General features: G+C 61.4%; 16 protein-coding genes. 14 read left to right on the forward strand and 2 right to left on the reverse strand.

Annotation, left to right across the window (positions count from 1 at the left end; genetic code table 11):
- Positions 1 to 6 precede the first annotated feature (6 nt).
- On the reverse strand, positions 7 to 870 hold the full coding sequence (locus BLW22_RS23090) for a PHP domain-containing protein (RefSeq protein ID WP_065925915.1): 864 nt from the start codon (positions 868 to 870) through the stop codon (positions 7 to 9).
- A gap of 87 nt (positions 871 to 957) precedes the next feature.
- Here BLW22_RS23090 and BLW22_RS23095 point away from each other — a divergent pair, with 87 nt between their 5' ends.
- From BLW22_RS23095 to BLW22_RS23125, 7 genes are all read left to right on the forward strand, one after another.
- Positions 958 to 1,554: a septation protein A gene (locus BLW22_RS23095; RefSeq protein ID WP_065925914.1), complete on the forward strand. Its 597-nt coding sequence runs from the start codon at positions 958 to 960 to the stop codon at positions 1,552 to 1,554.
- A gap of 1 nt (position 1,555) precedes the next feature.
- Positions 1,556 to 1,855 carry a YciI family protein gene (locus BLW22_RS23100; protein WP_027605568.1) on the forward strand — a complete coding sequence of 100 codons (300 nt, stop codon included), beginning with the start codon at positions 1,556 to 1,558 and terminating at the stop codon, positions 1,853 to 1,855.
- Positions 1,856 to 1,961: 106 nt separating this feature from the next.
- A complete protein-coding gene (locus tag BLW22_RS23105; RefSeq protein WP_027605567.1) occupies positions 1,962 to 2,369 on the forward strand; it encodes an SH3 domain-containing protein in 408 nt (135 codons plus the stop codon).
- Positions 2,370 to 2,376: 7 nt separating this feature from the next.
- Positions 2,377 to 3,054, forward strand: coding sequence for a response regulator transcription factor (locus tag BLW22_RS23110; protein ID WP_027605566.1), 678 nt, complete (start codon positions 2,377 to 2,379; stop codon positions 3,052 to 3,054).
- Between the two features lie 182 nt (positions 3,055 to 3,236).
- On the forward strand, positions 3,237 to 3,701 hold the full coding sequence (locus BLW22_RS23115) for an LTXXQ domain protein (RefSeq protein ID WP_074847523.1): 465 nt from the start codon (positions 3,237 to 3,239) through the stop codon (positions 3,699 to 3,701).
- A 68-nt stretch (positions 3,702 to 3,769) separates the two neighbouring features.
- Entirely contained in the window at positions 3,770 to 5,113 is a 1,344-nt protein-coding gene (locus BLW22_RS23120) for a sensor histidine kinase (protein WP_074847524.1), read from the forward strand.
- Between the two features lie 40 nt (positions 5,114 to 5,153).
- Positions 5,154 to 6,503: a CoA transferase gene (locus BLW22_RS23125; RefSeq protein ID WP_074847525.1), complete on the forward strand. Its 1,350-nt coding sequence runs from the start codon at positions 5,154 to 5,156 to the stop codon at positions 6,501 to 6,503.
- Between the two features lie 104 nt (positions 6,504 to 6,607).
- Here BLW22_RS23125 and arcD (BLW22_RS23130) read toward each other — a convergent pair whose 3' ends face one another.
- On the reverse strand, positions 6,608 to 8,035 hold the full coding sequence (arcD, locus tag BLW22_RS23130; protein ID WP_074847526.1) for an arginine-ornithine antiporter: 1,428 nt from the start codon (positions 8,033 to 8,035) through the stop codon (positions 6,608 to 6,610).
- A 442-nt stretch (positions 8,036 to 8,477) separates the two neighbouring features.
- Between arcD (BLW22_RS23130) and arcD (BLW22_RS23135) the strand changes: the two genes are divergently transcribed.
- The 7 genes from arcD (BLW22_RS23135) to gcvH all read left to right on the forward strand — a co-directional run bounded on the left by arcD (BLW22_RS23135) (position 8,478) and on the right by gcvH (position 16,079).
- Complete coding sequence (arcD, locus tag BLW22_RS23135; protein WP_065925910.1) at positions 8,478 to 9,905, forward strand: arginine-ornithine antiporter; 1,428 nt, start codon at positions 8,478 to 8,480, stop codon at positions 9,903 to 9,905.
- Between the two features lie 24 nt (positions 9,906 to 9,929).
- A complete protein-coding gene (gene arcA, locus BLW22_RS23140; RefSeq protein WP_027605560.1) occupies positions 9,930 to 11,186 on the forward strand; it encodes an arginine deiminase in 1,257 nt (418 codons plus the stop codon).
- Between the two features lie 12 nt (positions 11,187 to 11,198).
- Entirely contained in the window at positions 11,199 to 12,209 is a 1,011-nt protein-coding gene (locus BLW22_RS23145) for an ornithine carbamoyltransferase (RefSeq protein WP_015885593.1), read from the forward strand.
- Between the two features lie 148 nt (positions 12,210 to 12,357).
- Complete coding sequence (arcC, locus tag BLW22_RS23155; protein ID WP_065925908.1) at positions 12,358 to 13,287, forward strand: carbamate kinase; 930 nt, start codon at positions 12,358 to 12,360, stop codon at positions 13,285 to 13,287.
- An 18-nt stretch (positions 13,288 to 13,305) separates the two neighbouring features.
- A complete protein-coding gene (locus tag BLW22_RS23160; protein WP_065925907.1) occupies positions 13,306 to 13,668 on the forward strand; it encodes a DUF5064 family protein in 363 nt (120 codons plus the stop codon).
- Positions 13,669 to 13,878: 210 nt separating this feature from the next.
- Positions 13,879 to 15,387 carry a sigma-54-dependent transcriptional regulator gene (locus BLW22_RS23165; protein ID WP_065925906.1) on the forward strand — a complete coding sequence of 503 codons (1,509 nt, stop codon included), beginning with the start codon at positions 13,879 to 13,881 and terminating at the stop codon, positions 15,385 to 15,387.
- A gap of 308 nt (positions 15,388 to 15,695) precedes the next feature.
- Positions 15,696 to 16,079, forward strand: a complete 384-nt coding sequence (gene gcvH / locus BLW22_RS23170; RefSeq protein ID WP_027605554.1) for a glycine cleavage system protein GcvH — start codon at positions 15,696 to 15,698, stop codon at positions 16,077 to 16,079.
- The last annotated feature ends 2 nt before the right edge of the window (positions 16,080 to 16,081 follow it).

Here is a 16,081-nt window from a genome sequence, read left to right on the forward strand (position 1 = left end):
ACCTGTTCAGACGGTGGCAATAATGGGGTCATGCTTGAATCTCCCCCACAACAGCGGCAAATCTTCCGGGACCGCGCGGTACTCGCCGATCTCGGACCAGCCGCCAGGGCCATGAAAGTCACTGCCGGCGCTGACCAGCAGACCAAATTCGCGAGCAAGGATCGACAGGCTGCCCACCTGTTCGGCGGGTTGAAAGCCGTTGACCACTTCGATCGCGTGACCGCCCGCTCCAATATAGTCGCCAATCAGCTTGCGACGCTTGCTGCGGGTGAAATCGTAATGCCAGGGATGCGCCAGGCTGACCCAGGCTCCGGAGGCCCGCAGGGTCTCGACGGTGTCTTCGAGGGTCGGCCAATGTTGCTTCACATCGCCCAACTTGCCGGCGCCCAGCCACTTGCGAAAGGCTTCGGCGCGGTCTTTGACAAAACCCTCACGCACCATCCAGTCGGCAAAGTGCGGACGGGCCGGCGCGTTGCCGCTGTCACCCAGTTCCTGCTGGAGGGCGCGGGCGCCGTCGAGGGCGTTGGGCATGCCTTTGAGGCTGAGTTTTCGGCTTATTTCTTCGGACCGCAGCCAGCGGCCATCGTGCAATTGCGCGATAGCCTCCACCAGCGGCGGCGCTTTTTGATCGAAGCCGTAGCCGAGCACATGAATGGTGGCGCCGCCCCAGGTGCAGGACAATTCCACCCCGTTGACCAGTTGCATGCCCAGGGCATGGGCCGTTGTACGCGCTTCGTCGAGGCCTTCGAGGGTGTCGTGGTCGGTCAACGAGAGGACTCGCACGCCTTTTTCAAACGCACGCGCAACCAGTACCGCGGGCGCCAGGGCGCCGTCGGAGGCCGTGCTGTGGCAGTGCAAATCAACATTCACGGGGGTGTGTAACCTCAAGTCAGCTGGCGCTATCGCAACCAAGGATGTTTGTTATTATGCCGCCACATCCAGCTTCTGGCTCTTACTGTGAAACAATTCATCGACTTCATCCCGCTGTTGCTGTTTTTCATCGTTTACAAACTCGACCCCAGGGTCATCGACCTGGCCGGCCATGAGCTGACTGTCGGCGGCATCTACAGTGCCACCGCCGTGCTCATCATCAGCTCTGTGGTGGTCTACGGCGCCATCTTCATTTCCCAGCGCAAACTGGAAAAAAGCCAGTGGCTGACCCTGGTCGCCTGCCTGGTCTTCGGCAGCCTGACCCTGGCCTTCCACAGCGAAACCTTCCTTAAATGGAAAGCGCCGGTGGTGAACTGGCTGTTCGCCCTGGCATTCATCGGCAGCCACTTCATCGGTGATCGCCTGCTGATCAAGCGGATCATGGGCCACGCACTGACCCTGCCGGAACCGGTGTGGACACGCTTGAACGTGGCCTGGATCGTGTTTTTCATCTTCTGCGGTGCCGCCAACCTGTTCGTGGCGTTTACCTTCCAGGACTACTGGGTCGACTTCAAAGTGTTCGGCAGCCTGGGCATGACCGTGCTGTTCCTGGTCGCCCAGGGCATCTACCTGTCGCGCCACCTGCATGACACCGAGCCTACTACGCCGAAAACCGAGGACTGACATGCTCTACGCCATCATTGCCACCGACGTTGCCAACTCGCTGGAAAAACGCCTGTCCGTGCGCCCGGCCCACGTCGAGCGCCTGAAAGTCCTTCAAGCCGAAGGCCGCATCGTGCTGGCCGGCCCGCACCCGGCCGTGGACAGCAACGACCCGGGCGACGCCGGTTTTACCGGTAGCCTGATCGTCGCCGAGTTCGCCTCGCTGGCCGATGCCCAGGCCTGGGCCAAGGCCGATCCCTATGTCGCCGCAGGGGTCTACGCCGACGTAGTGATCAAACCCTTCAAGCAAGTCCTGCCCTGATCCCGATTGCGCCGAACCTATTGAGTACGGCGCACTCCTAATTGCTCATTATTTTCGGCAACCTGCCGACAACGTTCTGAATATTCGTGTGGAATCAGGAGTTCCGATGCGCTTACGTCAGTTGTGTCTGTTGGCAGTGTTAATGATCGGGGCTACGGCCCACGCTGAAGAAACCTCGAGCACCGGCAGTTCCACGCCCCTGTCCTTGAGCGCCGGCGCCCAGATCACCGAGTTGCAGCAACGCTTGAAAGAAAGCGAGCGGCAGCGTGAAGAACTGAGCAAGCAACTGCAAAGCGCGGATGCCACCCGCGAAAGCGCTCAATTGAGTCGCCTTCGCCAGGAGAACCAACGCCTGGCCCAGCAACTCAAAGATGCACAGGGCGGCGCCTTGACCCGCTGGCTGACCGAGCAGCAACAATGGTTCGTCACGGGTGGGGCCGTCGCACTGATCGCCCTGTTGTGCGGGATCTTCGCCAGCGGTGGGCACCGTCGCCGTCGACAATGGCTAAATTGAGTGAGTCATGAGCGAGCTGTTACTGATAGATGATGACCAGGAGCTCTGCGAGCTGCTGAGCAGTTGGCTGAGCCAGGAAGGTTTCCAGGTGCGCGCCTGCCACGATGGCTTGAGCGCGCGCAAAGCCTTGGCCGACAGCGCCCCGGCGGCGGTGGTACTGGATGTGATGCTGCCCGACGGCAGCGGCCTGGAGCTGCTCAAGCAATTGCGCAACGACCATCCGGAGCTGCCGGTGCTGATGCTTTCGGCGCGGGGCGAACCCCTGGACCGCATCCTCGGCCTGGAATTGGGCGCCGACGACTACCTGGCCAAGCCCTGCGACCCACGCGAACTCACCGCGCGCCTGCGCGCGGTATTGCGCCGCAGCCACCCGGCCGCCGTGTCCAGCCAACTGGAACTGGGCGACCTGTGCTTCAGCCCGGTGCGCGGCGTGGTCAGCATCGATGAGCAGGAATTCACCCTCACCGTCTCCGAAAGCCGCCTGCTGGAAGCATTATTGCGCCAGCCCGGCGAACCACTGGACAAGCAGGAACTGGCGCAGATCGCCCTGGGCCGCAAGCTGACCCTTTACGATCGCAGCCTGGACATGCACGTCAGCAACCTGCGCAAGAAGATCGGCCCTCACCCCGATGGCCGGCCACGGATCGTGGCGTTGCGCAGCCGGGGCTACTATTACAGCCTCTAGAGGCAGCTATAAGTTGCAAGCTACAAGCGGCAAGTGAAAAGCTGTTACTTGCCGCTTGCAGCTAAAAACTTGCAGCTGCCGCCCCCCTTACCAAACCTTTACCCTCTCCTGACGGCGGCTGACCTTGATCTCCGTAATCTACTCACATCCGGACTCACCGGAATAGAGACAGGAGAATCACCATGCGCAAGACCCTTATCGCTTTGATGTTCGCCGCCGCCCTGCCGACCGTTGCCATGGCCGCACTGCCTGAAGGCCCGGGCCCGATGGGCGGCCCTGAAGGGCACATGATGGGTGGCCCGGGCCACGGCGGTGAACACGGTCCGCGTGGCAAAGGCGGCCCCTTCAGCCAACTGGACCTGAGCCGCGAACAGCGCGAGCAGATCGGCAAGCTGATGGGTGACCAATGGCACGCTCGCAAGGACCTGGTCAAAAAGTACCTGGACAAACTCCCGGCCGCCGACCAGAAAGCCATGCAGGATGAAATCGCCGCCGGCAAGCAGAAAACCCAGGCCGATATCCGTGCCGTGCTCAAGCCTGACCAGCAGAAGAAGTTCGACGAGATCGTCAAGAAGCAAGAACAGCGCCGTGCAGAATGGAAGGAATTCCAGGCCTGGAAAGCGCAACAGTCGCAAAAAGCGCAATAATGCACCCGCGTTAACACTCCCAGCCCAGTGGCCACCACCACTGGGCTTTTCCTGTTTGAGGGTTTCCTGTGCGTTCATTGTTCTGGCGCATCCTGGCCAGTTTCTGGCTGGCCATCGCCTTGGTTGCCGGGTTGTCGATCCTGCTTGGGCACATGCTTAACCAGGATGCCTGGATTCTCAGCCGCCACCCCGGCCTCAATAACCTGGCGCAAGAGTGGACCCAGCTCTACGAAACCCAGGGTGAGGATGCTGCCCAGGACCTGCTGCAACAGCGCAAGCGCCAGTACCACATCGACGTGCAAGTGCTCAACGAAAGCGGCGAGCCGGTGGTGCGCGGCACCTTCCCGCGCCGCGCCGCCGCCTTTGAAGCCCGACAGAACGACAGCAAGGAAGGCCATCTGCCCTGGCGACGCCTGACCGCCGAGTACACCAGCGAGAAGACCGGCGACACCTACCTGTTGATCTACCGCATCCCGCACCCGGAACTGGACGAGTGGCACCGCAGCAGCCTGGCATGGCCCTTGAGCGCACTGACGATTGCCCTGGTGGTACTGACCTTGTTCAGCCTGTTCGTCACCTTGTCCATCACCCGCCCACTAAGCCGCCTGCGCGGCGCCGTGCATGACCTCGGCCAGGCCACCTACCAGCAGAACAGCCTGGCGCAACTGGCTAACCGCCGCGATGAGTTCGGCGTACTCGCCACCGACTTCAACCGCATGGGCGCACGCCTGCAAAGCCTGATCGGCAGTCAACGCCAGCTGCTGCGCGACGTGTCCCATGAGCTGCGCTCGCCCCTCGCGCGCCTGCGCATCGCCCTGGCCTTGGCCGAGCGCGCCAGCCCCGAAGAACGGGAAAAACTCTGGCCACGCCTGACCCGCGAATGCGACCGCCTGGAAGCGCTGATCAGCGAGATCCTGGTGCTGGCCCGCGTCGATGCCGACCATGCCAGCGCCGAAGACATCGACCTCATCCCCCTGCTCAAAACCCTGCAAAAGGATGCCCAACTCAGCGCGCCGGACCAGGTGGTGCAACTGAGCACCGACGCAGACCTGCAACTGAAGGGCTGGCCGACCATGATCGAACGGGCTGTGGATAACCTGCTGCGCAATGCCCAGCGCTTCAACCCGCCGGGGCAACCGATCGATTTGCACGCCCAGCGCCAGGGCGAACGTATCCTGATCAGCGTGCGCGACCATGGCCCCGGCGTGGACGCCGAACACCTGAGCCAACTCGGTGAACCGTTCTACCGCGCTCCCGGCCAGACCGCCCAAGGCCACGGCCTGGGCCTGGCGATCGCGCGACGCGCGGCCGAACGCCACGGTGGCAGCCTGATCCTGGCCAATCACCCAGCCGGTGGTTTTATCGCCAGCATCGACCTGCCGTTGGAACCGGGAGTTGTCACGCCGGTGTGATGATCTTCTATAGTGGCCCCTCTCTTACGGAGGGCCTTTGATGACTGACCTGCTGACTCCCATCCAAGCCGCACTCGATCTACCCCACACCCCGCTGACCTTCACCGAGGCTGGCGCCCTGCCCTCGACCTTCGCTGTCACCGAGCTGGCCAGTGCCAGCATCGGCGCCGCCGGGCAGGCCGTCGCCCAGTTGATCCGGCAACGGACCGGGCGCCAGCCCGAGGTGAGTGTGGACCGACGCCTCGCCTCTTTCTGGTTCTCGTCCTCGATCCGCCCGCTGGGCTGGCAAGTGCCACCGTTGTGGGATCCGGTGGCCGGCGATTACGCCAGCGCCGATGGCTGGATTCGCCTGCATACCAACGCGCCTCATCACCGTGCCGCCGCCGAGCGGGTGCTGGGCAAGGTCGCCGACCGCGCCGGGATGGCCGGCAAGGTCGCGGCGTGGAACGCGGCAGAACTGGAACAGGCGATTGTCGACCAAGGTGGCTGCGCCGCGCAGATGCGTGCCTGGCAAGCCTGGCAGCAACATCCGCAGGGGTTGGCGGTGAACGCCGAGGCGCTGGTCCAACGCCAGACCTTCGAAACCACGACCGACAAACCCTGGCACGGTTCGCTGGCACGCCCGCTGGCCGGCCTCAAGGTGCTGGACCTGACCCGCGTATTGGCCGGCCCGGTGGCCAGTCGTTTCCTTGCCGGCCTCGGCGCGGATGTACTGCGCATCGACTCACCCACCTGGAACGAACCCGGTGTAGTCCCGGAAATGACCCTGGGCAAACGCTGCGCGCGCCTGGACCTGAAAACGCCCGAAGGTCGGCGGGTTTTCGAGCGTTTGCTCAGGGACGCCGACATCCTGTTCCACGGATACCGCGCTGACGCCCTGGAGCATCTGGGCTACACCGCCCCCGAACTGCAACACCTCGCCCCAGGCCTGATCGACGTCAGCCTCAACGCCTACGGCTGGAGCGGCCCGTGGCGTAATCGCCGGGGCTTCGACAGCCTGGTGCAGATGAGCAGCGGGATCGCCGAGGCCGGCATGCTCTGGAAACACGCGGATAAACCGGTGCCACTGCCGTTGCAGGCGCTGGATCACGCGACCGGGTATCTGATGGCGGCCAGTGCGATTCAGGCGCTGGGCGAACGGCTGCAGTCGGGGCGCGGTGGTTCGGCGCGGTTGTCGTTGGCACGCACCGCAACGTTACTGGTGCAAGCAGGCCAAGTGCCCGAGCAACCGTCGTTGCGCGAGGAAGAACCAGGGGATCAAGGCCTGGTCGTCGAACAGACCGCCTGGGGCCAGGCCCATCGTCTGCTGCCCCCGCTGACTATCAGCGGTACGCCATTGCAATGGGATTTGCCGGCGGGAGAATTGGGCTCCCACCGGCCTCAATGGTGACTTGACGGCCGCTATCGGCAGCAAGCCCCCCACACTTTGATGGGTGAACATATTCAAAATGTGGGAGGGGGCTTGCTCCCGATGAGGCCAGTACCGTCACCCCATCACAACGACAATACCCCGCTGTACAACCCATACGCCGCCAGCCCTGCACCGGCGATCACGCAGCTGAAAATGCCTTTCTCAACGTGGGTAAACAACGACTGGCCCTGTTCGCGCTTGGCCAGGGCGAACAGGATCACGCCCGGCGCATACAGCAGCGCCGACAGCAGCAGGTATTTAAGGCCCCCGGCGTAGAGCAACCATACGGCGTAACCCAGGGCGATCAACCCCACCAGCAGGTCCTTGATGCGATGGCGGTGGGCACCTTCATAGGTTTCACCACGCCCGCTCAGCAACACCGCGTAAGCCGCCGACCACAGGTAAGGCACGAGGATCATCGACGACGCCAGGTAGATCAGGGTGGTGTAGGTGCTGTGGGAAAACAGCGTGATCACCAGGAAGACCTGGATCATCACATTGGTCAGCCACAAGGCGTTGACCGGCACCTGGCTGGCATTTTCCTTTTTCAGGAAGGCCGGCATGGTCTTGTCATGGGCGGTGGCATAGAGGATCTCGGCACACAGCAGCGCCCAGGACAACAAGGCCCCCAGCAGCGACACGGCCAGGCCGATACTGATCAGCAACGCGCCCCAGGGACCGACGATATGCTCGAGCACACCGGCCAGGGACGGGTTTTGCAGGCCGGCCAGCTCCGCCTGGCTCATGATGCCGAGGGACAACACATTCACCAGCACCAACAGCGCCAGCACGCCGAGAAAGCCGATCACCGTGGCCCGCCCCACGTCCGCGCGCTTCTCGGCCCGCGCCGAATACACACTGGCGCCTTCAATGCCGATAAACACAAATACCGTGACCAGCATCATATTGCGCACCTGGTCCACCACACTGCCCAATTGCGGCTTTTCCAGGCCCCAGATGTCAGCCGTGAAGATATCGGCCTTGAACGCCACGGCGGCGATCACCACGAACATCAGCAGCGGCACCAGCTTGGCCACGGTGGTGATCTGGTTGATGAACGCGGCTTCCTTGATCCCGCGCATCACCAGGAAATGCACGGCCCACAGCAGCAACGATGCGCAGCCGATGGCCACCGGCGTATTGCCTTGGCCGAACACCGGGAAAAAATAGCCGAGGGTGCTGAACAGCAACACGAAATAACCGACATTGCCCATCCACGCGCTGATCCAGTAACCCCAGGCCGACGAAAAACCCATGTAGTCGCCGAAACCCGCCTTGGCGTAGGCGTACACCCCGGAATCCAGTTCCGGCTTGCGATTGGCCAAGGTCTGGAAGACAAACGCCAGGGTCAGCATGCCCACGGCGGTGATCGCCCAACCGATCAACACCGCGCCCACCTCCGCGCGCGCGGCCATGTTCTGCGGCAACGAGAAGATCCCCCCGCCAATCATCGAGCCCACCACCAAGGCAATCAGGGCGCCAAGCCGAAGTTTCTGGGCCGGTTGAGACATGCAGACTCCTGAATAAAATTTGAGCGGACAACCATGCACTCAACTAATTAACTCAGCGAGTGTAGCGTTTATTAAAGACAGCGATAAAACCGCCACGCTCATAACTCAGCGGCATGACAGTTTGCATAGTTTAGGCTTATTTACATTTTAAATACGCCGAATACTTTGTCGCTTCCAAGCTCTTTATTGTCGCCATTGCGAAAAGTTTGCACATTCAGGAAAACGGGCTAGTTTCAAACGTCCATACGCAGCACTAAATGATTGACCAAACCGCAGAGATCGCTCTGGAAAGCGCCTTTGCGCGGAAAACTACTGCCCACGACTTTCCAGTCTAAGTCATTAATTCACAATGGAATGTGCCAATGAAGTGATCTGAGTCAGCTGTTTGATTAGCGCACGGAATTATTCTGTGGTCTCTCTTCTCCTGCATTGGAGTTATGCGATGTCTGAATCTCCCGGAAAACTTCGATTGGGTGCACTGGTTGCACTTGTCGTCGGCTCAATGATTGGCGGCGGGATCTTCTCTCTGCCGCAAAACATGGCCGCCAGTGCCGATGTTGGCGCGGTATTGATCGGTTGGGTAATTACCGCCGTGGGCATGCTGACCCTGGCCTTCGTCTTCCAGACCCTGGCCAATCGCAAACCTGATCTGGACGGCGGCGTCTACGCCTACGCCAAGGCCGGCTTCGGTGACTACATGGGCTTTTCGTCGGCCTGGGGTTACTGGATCAGCGCCTGGCTGGGCAACGTCGGTTACTTCGTCCTCCTGTTCAGCACCCTCGGTTACTTCTTCCCGATCTTTGGCGAAGGCAATACGCCTGCGGCGGTGATTGGCGCGTCGGTCTTGCTGTGGGCCGTGCACTTTCTGGTGCTGCGCGGGATAAAGGAAGCGGCGTTCATCAACCTGGTGACCACCGTCGCCAAGGTGGTGCCGCTGGTGCTGTTCGTGTTGATCGCCGTGTTCGCCTTCAAGCTGGACATCTTCACCGCTGACATCTGGGGCGTGAAGAACCCGGACCTGGGCAGCGTGATGAACCAGGTGCGCAACATGATGCTGGTCACCGTGTGGGTGTTCATCGGTATCGAAGGCGCGAGCATCTTCTCGGCACGCGCCGAAAAACGCAGCGACGTCGGCAAGGCCACCGTGATCGGTTTTATCACCGTGCTGCTGTTCCTGATGCTGGTGAACGTGCTGTCCCTGGGCATCATGACCCAACCGGAGCTGGCCAAGCTGCAGAACCCGTCGATGGCCGCCGTGCTGGAGCATGTGGTGGGCCACTGGGGTGCGGTGCTGATCAGCGTCGGCTTGATCATCTCGTTGCTGGGTGCGCTGCTGTCGTGGGTGCTGCTGTGTGCGGAGATCATGTTCGCCGCCGCCAAGGACCACACCATGCCGGAGTTCCTGCGCAAGGAAAACGCCAACCATGTGCCGGCCAACGCCCTGTGGTTGACCAACGCCATGGTCCAGATATTCCTGGTGATCACGCTGTTTTCCGCCAGTACCTACCTGTCGCTGATCTACCTCGCCACCTCGATGATCCTGGTGCCTTACCTGTGGTCGGCGGCCTACGCGCTGCTGCTGGCGGTACGCGGCGAAACCTACGAAAACGCCCTCAAGGAGCGTAGGAAGGACCTGTTTATCGGCGCGGTCGCACTGATCTACGCGGTCTGGCTGCTCTATGCCGGCGGCACCAAGTACCTGCTGTTGTCCGCCCTGCTCTATGCCCCCGGCGCGATCCTGTTCGCCAAGGCCAAGCATGAACTGGGCAAACCGATTTTCACCAACGTCGAGAAGCTGATTTTCGCCGCAGTCGTCATTGGCGCCCTGGTGGCTGCCTATGGCCTCTACGACGGCTTCCTGACTCTGTAACTGATGTTCACTGGAGGATCTGTAATGACCACGGAAAAAGTGAAGTACGGCGTACATTCCGAAGCCGGCAAACTGCGCAAAGTCATGGTGTGCTCCCCAGGCTTGGCCCACCAGCGGCTGACCCCTAACAACTGCGATGAACTGCTGTTCGATGACGTGCTCTGGGTAGCCCAGGCCAAGCGCGACCATTTCGACTTCGTGACCAAGATGCGCGAACGGGACATCGATGTGCTGGAAATGCACAACCTGCTGACCGATATCGTTGCCAACCCCGAAGCCCTGGACTGGATCCTGGAACGAAAGATCACTTCCAACACCGTGGGCCTGGGCCTGGTCGAGGAAGTCAGCTCCTGGCTGCGCAGCCTTGAGCCGCGCAAGATCGCCGAGTTCCTGATCGGTGGCGTGTCAGCCGATGACCTGCCGAGCAGCTTCGGTGGCAAGACCATCGAGATGTTCCGCGACTTCCTCGGCCACGCCAGTTTTATCCTGCCGCCGCTGCCCAACACCCAGTTCACCCGCGACACCACCTGCTGGATCTACGGCGGCGTGACGCTCAACCCGATGTACTGGCCGGCGCGACGCCAGGAAACCCTGCTGGCGAGCGCCATCTACAAATTCCACCCCGAGTTCACCAACGCGGACTTCCAGATCTGGTACGGCGACCCCGACCAGGAACACGGTGCCGCCACGCTGGAAGGCGGTGACGTCATGCCGATTGGCAATGGCGTGGTGTTGATCGGCATGGGCGAGCGTTCGTCCCACCAGGCCATCGGCCAACTGGCGCGCAACCTGTTCAAGAACAAAGCGGTGGAACGGGTGATCGTTGCCGGTCTGCCGAAGTCCCGCGCGGCGATGCACCTGGACACCGTGTTCAGCTTCTGCGACCGCGACCTGGTGACCATCTTCCCCGAAGTGGTCAACCAGATCGTGCCCTTCACCCTGCGCCCTGACGAAAGCAAACCCCACGGCATCGACATTCAGCGGGAGAAAACCAACTTCCTCGAGACCGTGGCCGCAGCGCTCAACCTCAAGGCCCTGCGCGTGGTCGAGACCGGCGGCAACAGCTTCGCCGCCGAACGCGAGCAGTGGGACGACGGCAACAACGTGGTGGCCGTGGAGCCTGGCGTAGTGATCGGCTACGACCGCAACACCTACACCAACACCCTGCTGCGCAAGGCCGGCGTGGAAGTCATCACCATCAGCGCCGGTGAACTCGGCCGTGGCCGTGGCGGCGGCCACTGCATGACCTGCCCGATCATCCGCGACCCTATCGACTATTAAGGAGATTCCATCATGGCTTTCAATATGCGCAACCGCAGCCTACTGTCGCTGATGCACCACACCACCCGCGAACTGAATTACCTGCTGGATCTGTCCCGCGACCTCAAGCGCGCCAAATACACCGGCACCGAGCGTCCGCACCTGCAAGGCAAGAACATCGCGCTGATCTTCGAAAAAACCTCGACCCGCACCCGGTGCGCCTTCGAAGTGGCGGCCCACGACCAGGGTGCCCACGTCACCTATATCGACCCGGTGTCGTCGCAGATCGGCCACAAAGAAAGCATGAAAGACACCGCCCGCGTACTCGGTCGCATGTTCGACGCCATTGAATACCGTGGCTTCGAGCAGGAAATCGTCGAAGAACTGGCCAAGTTCGCCGGCGTGCCGGTGTTCAACGGCCTCACTGCCGAATTCCACCCGACCCAAATGATCGCCGACACCCTGACCATGCGCGAGCACAGCGACAAGCCGCTGCATGACATCAGCTACGCCTACCTGGGCGACGCGCGCTACAACATGGGTAACTCGCTGCTGATGATCGGCGCCAAGCTCGGCATGGACGTGCGCATCGGCGCGCCGAAAGCCCTGTGGCCCCATGAAGACTTCATCAAACAGTGCCAGGCCTTCGCCGAGGAAAGCGGCGCGCGCATTACCATCACCGAAGACCCGAAAGAAGCCGTCAAGGGCGTGGACTTCATCCACACCGATATCTGGGTGTCCATGGGTGAGCCGGTGGAAGCGTGGGACGAACGCATCGAGCAACTGCTGCCGTACCAGGTCAACGCCAAGATGATGAAAGCCTCGGGCAACCCTCGGGTGAAATTCATGCACTGCCTGCCGGCGTTCCACAACAGCGAAACCAAGGTCGGCAAGGACATCGCCGCACGTTATCCGAACCTGGCCAATGGTGTGGAAGTGACCGAGGAAGTCTTCGAGTCACCGGCCAACATCGCCTTTGAGCAGGCGGAAAACCGCATGCACACCATCAAGGCGATCCTGGTGTCGGCACTCGCGGATATCTAAACCCTGCTGCGATCCCACTGTAGGAGCGAGCTTGCTCGCGAAAAATTCAAGGGCACCGCGTTCATTCAGGATGGGCGCGTTATCGTTGACCTCCTTCGCGAGCAAGCTCGCTCCTACAAAGGATTACGAGCTCTAGAAGGATTGCAATATGCGCATCGTCGTAGCCCTGGGCGGCAACGCCCTCCTGCGCCGTGGTGAACCCATGACCGCAGACAACCAACGCGCCAATATCCGCATCGCCACCGAACAGATCGCCAAGATCCATGCCGGCAACGAACTGGTCATCGCCCACGGCAATGGCCCGCAGGTCGGCCTGCTGTCGTTGCAGGCGGCGGCCTACACCAGCGTTTCGCCGTACCCGCTGGACGTGCTCGGTGCCGAGACCGAAGGCATGATCGGCTACATCATCGAACAGGAACTGGGCAACCTGCTGGACTTCGAAGTGCCGTTCGCCACCCTGCTCACCCAGGTGGAAGTGGACGCCAAGGACCCTGCCTTCCAGAACCCGACCAAGCCCATCGGCCCGGTGTACTCCAAGGCCGAAGCGGAAAAACTCGCCGCCGAGAAAGGCTGGGCCATCGCCCCGGATGGCGATAAATATCGCCGCGTCGTGGCCAGCCCACGGCCCAAACGTATTTTCGAGATTCGCCCGATCAAGTGGCTGCTGGAAAAAAGCGCCATCGTGATCTGCGCCGGTGGTGGCGGTATCCCGACCCTGTACGGTGAAGACGGCAAGCTCAAAGGCATCGAAGCCGTGATCGACAAAGACCTGTGCTCCTCGTTGCTGGCCACGCAACTGGACGCCGATTTGCTGGTGATCGCCACCGACGTCAACGCCGCTTTTATCGACTTCGGCAAGCCGACCCAGAAAGCCATCGGCCAGGCCCACCCCGACGACATGGAAAAACTCGGCTTCGCCGCCGGTTCCATGGGCCCCAAGGTGCAAGCCGCCTGCGAGTTCGCCCGCCAGACTGGCAAAACCGCGGTGATCGGTTCACTCTCCGACATCGAAGCCATCGTCCAGGGCAGCGCCGGCACACGCATCAGCACGGCGACACCTGGCATCACCTATCTGTGAAGTAGAGGAGATACGCCTATGGCCACCTTTGAACCCGGTCACCTGCACGTCGAACGTCACGCGCTGAACAAGGACGACTACAGCTACAACCTGTGTATCGACTACGAAGTCAGCCAGGACCCAAAGGAAGGCAAGGGCATGCTGTTCAAGCTGCACGGCTCGGTGCAGGGCAAGGACCTCAAGGAAGAGTTCTTCTTGCCCAAGGACCAGGCATTCGACTTTGCCCGGCATGCGATGAACATCGCGCAGAAGTATGGGATGCCGAAAATGGCAGTGCTCAATGGCTCGATGCACAAACAGTACGACCTGATGTTCGAGGATGTACGGCATCAACTGGATGTGAAATCCGGGGACCCGATCAAACCTGAACACTTGGAGTAACCCGGTAGGACTGACACAACACTGTGCAAAATGTGGGAGGGGGCTTGCTCCCGATAGCAGGGTGTCAGTCAGCTTATTTTCAGCTGACACACCGCCATCGGGAGCAAGCCCCCTCCCACATTTTGATCTCCATTATTTGTCAGATTTCACCTGTGCCCCGCTCCAAGGCATACTTGCCGCCTCCCACTCTCCAGAACTGCTAAGCGCCCCATGCGTATCCACGTCAGCTTCATCGACCGCGTCGGCATTACCCAGGAAGTCCTGGCCTTGCTCGGTGGGCGCAATCTCAACCTGGATGCGGTGGAAATGGTGCCGCCCAACGTCTATATCGATGCGCCGACCCTCAGCGCCGACGTGCTCGAAGAGCTGCGTGACGCGCTGTTCAGCGTGCACGGCGTACAAGCGGTGACGGTGGTGGACATCCTTCCCGGCCAACGCCGCCACCTGCAACTCGATGCCCTGCTGGCAGCCATGACCGACCCGGTGCTGGCCCTGGACAGCGCGGGCAAGATCCTGCTGGCCAACCCGGCGCTGATCGCGCTGTACGGTCGCGAACCGGCCGGGGAAAGTATCGCCGAGCTGTTCAATGACTCGGCCTTGCTGGACACCTTGCTGGAAAACGGCTTTCGCCTGCCCTTGCGTGAAATCAGCGTCAACGGCCAGACGCTTTTGCTCGACGCCACGCCGATCACCGATGCCGGCGCCCTGCTCACCCTGTACCAACCCAACCGCATCGGCGAACAACTGTCGGCGCTGCACCACGATCATGCCGAAGGCTTTGATGCGCTGCTGGGCGAATCCCCGGTGATCCGCACCCTCAAGGCACGCGCACAACGGGTGGCCGCGCTCGATGCGCCGCTGTTGATCCAGGGCGAAACCGGCACCGGCAAGGAGTTGGTGGCGCGGGCCTGCCATGCCATCAGCGCGCGCCACAGTGCGCCGTTTTTGGCGCTGAACTGCGCGGCGCTGCCGGAGAATCTCGCCGAGAGTGAATTGTTCGGCTACGCCCCCGGCGCCTTTACCGGCGCCCAACGCGGCGGCAAGCCGGGGCTGATGGAGCTGGCCAACCAGGGCACGGTGTTTCTCGATGAAATCGGCGAAATGTCGCCCTATTTGCAAGCCAAGCTGCTGCGTTTTCTCAACGACGGCAGCTTCCGCCGGGTCGGCGGCGACCGCGAAGTGAAGGTCAATGTGCGCATCCTCAGCGCCACCCACCGCGACCTGGAAAAAATGGTCAGCGAAGGTACCTTCCGCGAAGACCTGTTCTACCGCCTCAACGTGCTCAACGTCGAAGTGCCGCCCCTGCGTGAGCGCGGCCAGGACATCCTGCTGTTGGCCCGCTACTTCATGCAACAGGCCTGTGCGCAGATCCAGCGCCCGGTGTGCCGCCTGGCGCCCGGCACCTATCCGGCGCTGTTGGGCAACCGCTGGCCGGGCAATGTGCGCCAGTTGCAGAACGTGATCTTCCGCGCCGCCGCCATCTGCGAAAGCAGCCTGGTGGACATCGGTGACCTGGACATCGCCGGCACCTCCGTGGCCCGCCAGAACGACGGCGAAGTCGATAGCCTGGAACAGGCCGTCGAGGACTTCGAGCGCAGCCTGCTGGAGAAACTCTACGTCAGTTACCCCTCGACCCGGCAGTTGGCCAGCCGCCTGCAAACCTCACACACCGCCATCGCCCACCGCTTGCGCAAGTACGGCATTCCAAACAAGCCCTGACTCGCTGCATGGAATGCATTTCCAAGTTTTGGTCTGAGAACGACATCCGCTGTACTGAAAGCGCTACAGTGGAACGATTTCGCTACAGCCCTGCTTTTTGCGCGCCATGCAAGGCTTTGATCCACATAGGCTTTTTTTCCCCGGCCTGACTGTAGCGAAATCGCTACAGCTAAACCGCATAAGCCTATACCCATATTTATTAACTTATTGATTTATAACGGATTAATAAGGTTGGCCGCGATATTGCTAAGCAACTCCCCATTATTCCAATCCCGCCCACCAGACGATTCTGGCCCTGAGGAGTTTCCATGAGCGAGTTGCGTTTCACTGAAGATCACGAATGGCTGCGCGCCGAAGCTGACGGCAGCGTCACCGTGGGTATCACCGCTTTCGCGCAGAACGCGCTCGGTGATGTGGTTTTCGTGCAACTGCCGGAGTTGCAGGCCTATGACAAGGGCGCTGAAGCGTCCACGGTTGAATCGGTCAAGGCCGCCAGCGGCGTGTACATGCCGTTGGACGGTGAAGTGCTGGAAGTGAACGCCAAGCTCGATGGCAGCCCGGAACTGGTCAACGAAGACCCGCTGGGCGAAGGCTGGTTCTTCCGCTTTAAACCGGCCGATGCCGGTGCGGTAGCTAAACTGTTGGATCAGGACGCGTACGACCGCCTGATCAAAGCCAACGCCGAAGCCTGAGG

This window comes from Pseudomonas marginalis (assembly GCF_900105325.1).
In the GTDB taxonomy this organism is placed as follows: domain Bacteria; phylum Pseudomonadota; class Gammaproteobacteria; order Pseudomonadales; family Pseudomonadaceae; genus Aquipseudomonas; species Aquipseudomonas marginalis.